This is a genomic window from Absiella sp. AM29-15 (assembly GCF_003434225.1).
Classification (GTDB): Bacteria; Bacillota_I; Bacilli_A; order Erysipelotrichales; family Erysipelotrichaceae; genus Hoskinsella; species Hoskinsella hominis.
The window spans coordinates 1-4889 of record NZ_QVFL01000036.1; the positions used below are offsets into that span (position 1 = coordinate 1).

Here is a 4889-nt window from a genome sequence, read left to right on the forward strand (position 1 = left end):
CAAACAGTTTAAAGAAAGAAGCAGAAAAAGCGTTAAAACAGATCATAGAAGAAGAATATGCACCAGATGCATTTAAGATTGGCATCGCATATCATGGAAAGCATATGGATATGGTTTGGGAATAGGAAATCCAGATGAAAGCGAATAGTAATAAATTAATATAAGTGCTGTTAAATAGCACTTATTATTATTTATACAATATAAATATACATTATAATGTGATGGACAAAAAACTATGTAATGTTATAATGGCAGTAAATAAAAAGGTAGGGTGGACATATGGAATTTATAGATGGAATTATAGAGAAAATTTTGCGTCATGAAGATGAAGTCATTTGTGTAAATCTTAAAGAATTAATGGATGCTGTAACATTGGAGAATGCTTTAAATGAACGAGGGATTCCTTTTGTTATGGATATCAGATTAACGAATGAAGGATGTAAAGTAACAATCAGCAGAAGAAAATTGGATATCTATGAGAAAGGTATGCAAGACTTTCATGTTGAAGAACCAAAGGTATTATACAATATGGATGATGCAAAAGAGAAGCATGTGCCAATTGGCATGAGTAATTATCGAATGGTTAAGAAAGAAAACGCCTATTATGTAGATAAAACTAAAATGATTGAAGAGTTATTACGATTAAATGATCAAGTAACATTAATCACACGCCCACGCAGATTTGGAAAAACATTAAATATGAGCATGTTAGCAGAGTTTTTTGATATCACAAAGGATAGCAAAGAAATATTTAAAGACACCTATATCTATCAAACAAAATATGTTAAAGAAATGAATCAATGGCCAGTGATTTTCTTAAGCTTTTTTGATTGTAAAGGCGATGAAGGTTTTATGATGGAGAGCTTGATTGGAAATTTGCTTTATGAATATGATAAATATTCCTTGGAATTTGATAATATAAAGTCAATAGGATTTAAAAAAAGAATTGAAAGAGTTTATGATATATTATTAAGAAATGTGGAATCGGATAAAGAACTGTTTTTAATGCAAGAAGCATTGAGTTTATTAATAAGATTTTTATATGAGAAATATAATAAACAGGTGATTTTATTACTAGATGAATACGATACACCATTCATGAGTGCCTTGACTGGTAAGTATTATGAAAATGTAAAAGATCTTTTGACTGGAATGTTTTCATCAGCTTTAAAAGATAACGAATATTTGTATAAAGGCGTATTAACAGGTATTCAAAGAATTGCGAAAGAAAATCTTTTTTCTGGTTTAAACAATTTAGAAGTATGCAGTATACAGGATGAAAAATATAAAGATGTGTTTGGATTTACGGAAGATGAAACCAGGACATTATTAGAGGCACATCATCTTGAATTGAATCAGGATGTAAAAGAAATGTATGATGGATATACGATTGGAGGAATAGAAATCTATAATCCATGGTCTGTAATAAATTATGCAGATAAAGGTGTCTTAGCATCTTACTGGATCAACACTGGAAGTAATGAGGTAGTTTGTCAATTACTAGAAAAATCAAGTAATAAAGTAAAAAAGCAATATATTGAATTACTAGAAAAAGGTGAAATAAAGGTCAATTGTATTTTGGAAGGTGCCTACATGGAATTGCGTGGTGCTACACAGTTATGGGCGTTATTGGTACATGCAGGATATCTTACAATAAAAGCGAAGCTAAGCTTTGATGAGTATGTATTAAGGATTGTAAATGGAGAAGTAAAACAAGATTTAATACAAATTTTAAAAAGAATTTTTTCATTAGATGATTGCAATGTATATGAGATGTTTCAAATGATACAAGAAGGAAAAATCAAAGAGTTTGAAGAAGCCTATCAGGAAATCTTATTTAATTATCCCAGCTATTTTGATTTAAAGGATGAAAACAGCTATCATGTTTTAATGTTGGGATTATGCATCATCGTAAGTGATAGCTATGAAATCATGAGTAATCAAGAAAAGGGATATGGAAGAGCAGATATATATTTGAAATCAAAAAAAGGTCAGCGAGATATCGTCATAGAAATGAAGTATGCAGAAAGCGAAACAGAAGAAAGTTTATTAGCTTCTGCAGATAAAGCGATGGCACAAATTTTAGATAAACATTATGGTGATGATGCGATAAAAATTGGTATTGGAAATCATCAGAAGAAAGCTAGAATAACTTGGAAAATGTGATGGAAAGGGTGGTTATATGGAACGTACAGATGGAATTATAGAAAAGGTTTTGAGAAATAAAGATGAAAACATTATTGTAAATCTTAAAGGACTAATGGATGCTGTAACATTGGAGAAAGCTTTAAATGAACGAGGAATCCCTTTTGTAATGGATATCAGATTAACGAATGAAGGATGTATAGCAACAATCAGCAGAAGAAAATTGGATATCTATGAAAAAGGTATGCAAGACTTTCATGTTGAAGAACCAAAGGTATTATATGATACGGAAATTTTAAAAGAGAAGCGTGTGCCAATTGGTATAAGCAATTACCGTGATGTTATAAATGAGAACGCTTATTGTGTTGATAAAACCAAAATGATTGAAGAATTATTAACGCTGAATGATGAGGTAACATTAATCACAAGACCTCGCAGATTCGGAAAAACATTAAATATGAGTATGCTGGCAGAGTTTTTTGATATCACAAAGGAAAGTAAAGAATTATTTAAAAATACCTATATTTATCATACAAAGTATGTAAAAGAAATGAATCAATGGCCAGTGATATTTATGACATTAAAAGATTGTAAAGGAAAAAAAGAAAAATTAATAAAGCAATTATATATGGAACTTTCTAAAGAATATGGAAGATATTATGATGAATTTCAGAGCGTAAAAGATAGATTTCTTTCAAATCAGTTATTAGAAATTTGTGATGTTTTGTTAGATGCGGATATTAGTATAAATGGTGAAGTGACTGTGATTAATGCAATTGAACTTTTGATGCGCTTTTTATATAAAAAGTATGAAAAGCGAGTAATTCTTTTGGTAGATGAATATGACACGCCATTTATGAGTGCTTATGCTGGTAAATATTCTGAACAAGTAAAAGATCTTCTAACAGGAATGTTTTCTTCGGCTTTAAAAGATAACGAATATTTGTATAAAGGAGTATTAACTGGTATTCAAAGAATTGCGAAAGAAAACTTGTTTTCAGGATTAAACAATTTAGAAGTATGCAGTATGCTAGATGAAAAATATAAAGATGTGTTTGGATTTACGGAAGATGAAACAAGAACATTATTAAAGGCACATCATCTTGAATTGAATCAGGACGTAAAAGAAATGTATGATGGATATACGATTGGAGGAATAGAAATCTATAATCCATGGTCTGTAATAAATTATGCAGATAAAGGTATCTTAGCATCTTATTGGATCAACACAGGAAGTAATGAGGTTGTTTGTCAATTATTAGAAAAATCAAGTAATAAAGTAAAAAAGCAATATGTAGAATTATTAGAAAAAGGTGAAATAAAGGTCAATTGTATTTTGGAAGGAGCCTATATAGAATTACGTGGTGCTACACAGTTATGGGCATTATTGGTACATGCAGGATATCTGACGATAAAGGAAAAAATTACGTATCATCAATATGTATTAAGAATTGTGAATGGAGAAGTAAAACAAGATTTAATATATATCATGATGCGTATCTATGCGTGGGATGAAGTTGATGTGGCAGGTATGTTTCAATTAATACAAGAAGGAAAAATGAAAGAATTTGAAGAAGCCTATCAGGAAATCTTATTCAATTATCCCAGCTATTTTGATTTAAAGGATGAAAACAGCTATCATGTTTTGCTTTTGGGACTATGCATCATTGTAAGTGATAGCTATGAAATCATGAGTAATCAAGAAAAGGGATATGGAAGAGCAGATATATATTTGAAATCAAAAAAAGGCCAGCGAGATATCGTCATAGAAATGAAGTATGCAGAAAATGACAAAGAAGACTGCTTATTGGCTTCTGCGGATAAAGCGATGACACAAATTTTAGATAAACATTATGGTGATGATGCGATAAAAATTGGTATTGGAAATCATCAGAAAAAAGCGAAAATGGCTTGGAAAATATAATAAAGGAAAGGCTTGGTGGTTATATGGGAAGTTTAGAGGAAATAATAGAAAAAATCGTAGGTTGTAATGATGAAATCATTAATGTAAAACTTAAAGGATTAAAAGAAGTGATGGCTTTAGAGGAAGAATTAAAGAGACGAGGAATTCCTTTTGTTATGGATATCCGATTAACGAATATAGGGTGTAAGGCAACGATTGGCAGAGAAAAGATAGAAATGTATGAAAAAGGCGTTGAAGATTTACGTGTTGACGAATCAAAAGTATTATATGATATGGATGATGCAAAAGAGAAGCATGTGCCAATTGGTATGAGTAATTATCGAATGGTTAAGAAAGAAAACGCCTATTATGTAGATAAAACCAAAATGATTGAAGAGTTATTACGATTAAATGATCAAGTAACATTAATCACACGCCCACGCAGATTTGGAAAAACACTAAATATGAGCATGTTGGCAGAATTTTTCGATATTACAAAGGATAGCAAAGAAATATTTAAAGATACCTATATCTATCAAACAAAATATGTCAAAGAAATGAACAAGTGGCCAGTGATTTTCTTAAGTTTTTTTGATTGTAAAGGTAATGAAAATATCATGATCGGCAGTTTGATTGAACATTTGGAAGATTTGTATGCAAAATATTATCCTATTTATAAAACATTTGATGAAAAAGAACTAAGAGATAAATTATGTCAAACATATGAAGAATTGAAAAAAGGAAATAATTTTAGTAATGTAGTATTCATAAAGAATTCATTGAATAGATTAATAGAATTTTTGAGTAAAAAATATCAAAAAAATGTTATATTCCTAATTGA

At 29.9% G+C, this 4889-nt stretch carries 3 protein-coding genes; all 3 read left to right on the forward strand.

The features are described from left to right. The first annotated feature begins 279 nt into the window (after positions 1–279). Positions 280–2166, forward strand: a complete 1887-nt coding sequence (locus DW761_RS20625) for an AAA family ATPase (RefSeq protein WP_117519226.1) — start codon at positions 280–282, stop codon at positions 2164–2166. 16 nt (positions 2167–2182) lie between these two features. Beyond that, positions 2183–4069 carry an AAA family ATPase gene (locus tag DW761_RS20630; RefSeq protein WP_117519227.1) on the forward strand — a complete coding sequence of 629 codons (1887 nt, stop codon included), beginning with the start codon at positions 2183–2185 and terminating at the stop codon, positions 4067–4069. Between the two features lie 23 nt (positions 4070–4092). After that, on the forward strand, positions 4093–4889 hold a 797-nt coding region (locus DW761_RS20635; RefSeq protein ID WP_233513150.1), incomplete at its 3' end, for an AAA family ATPase.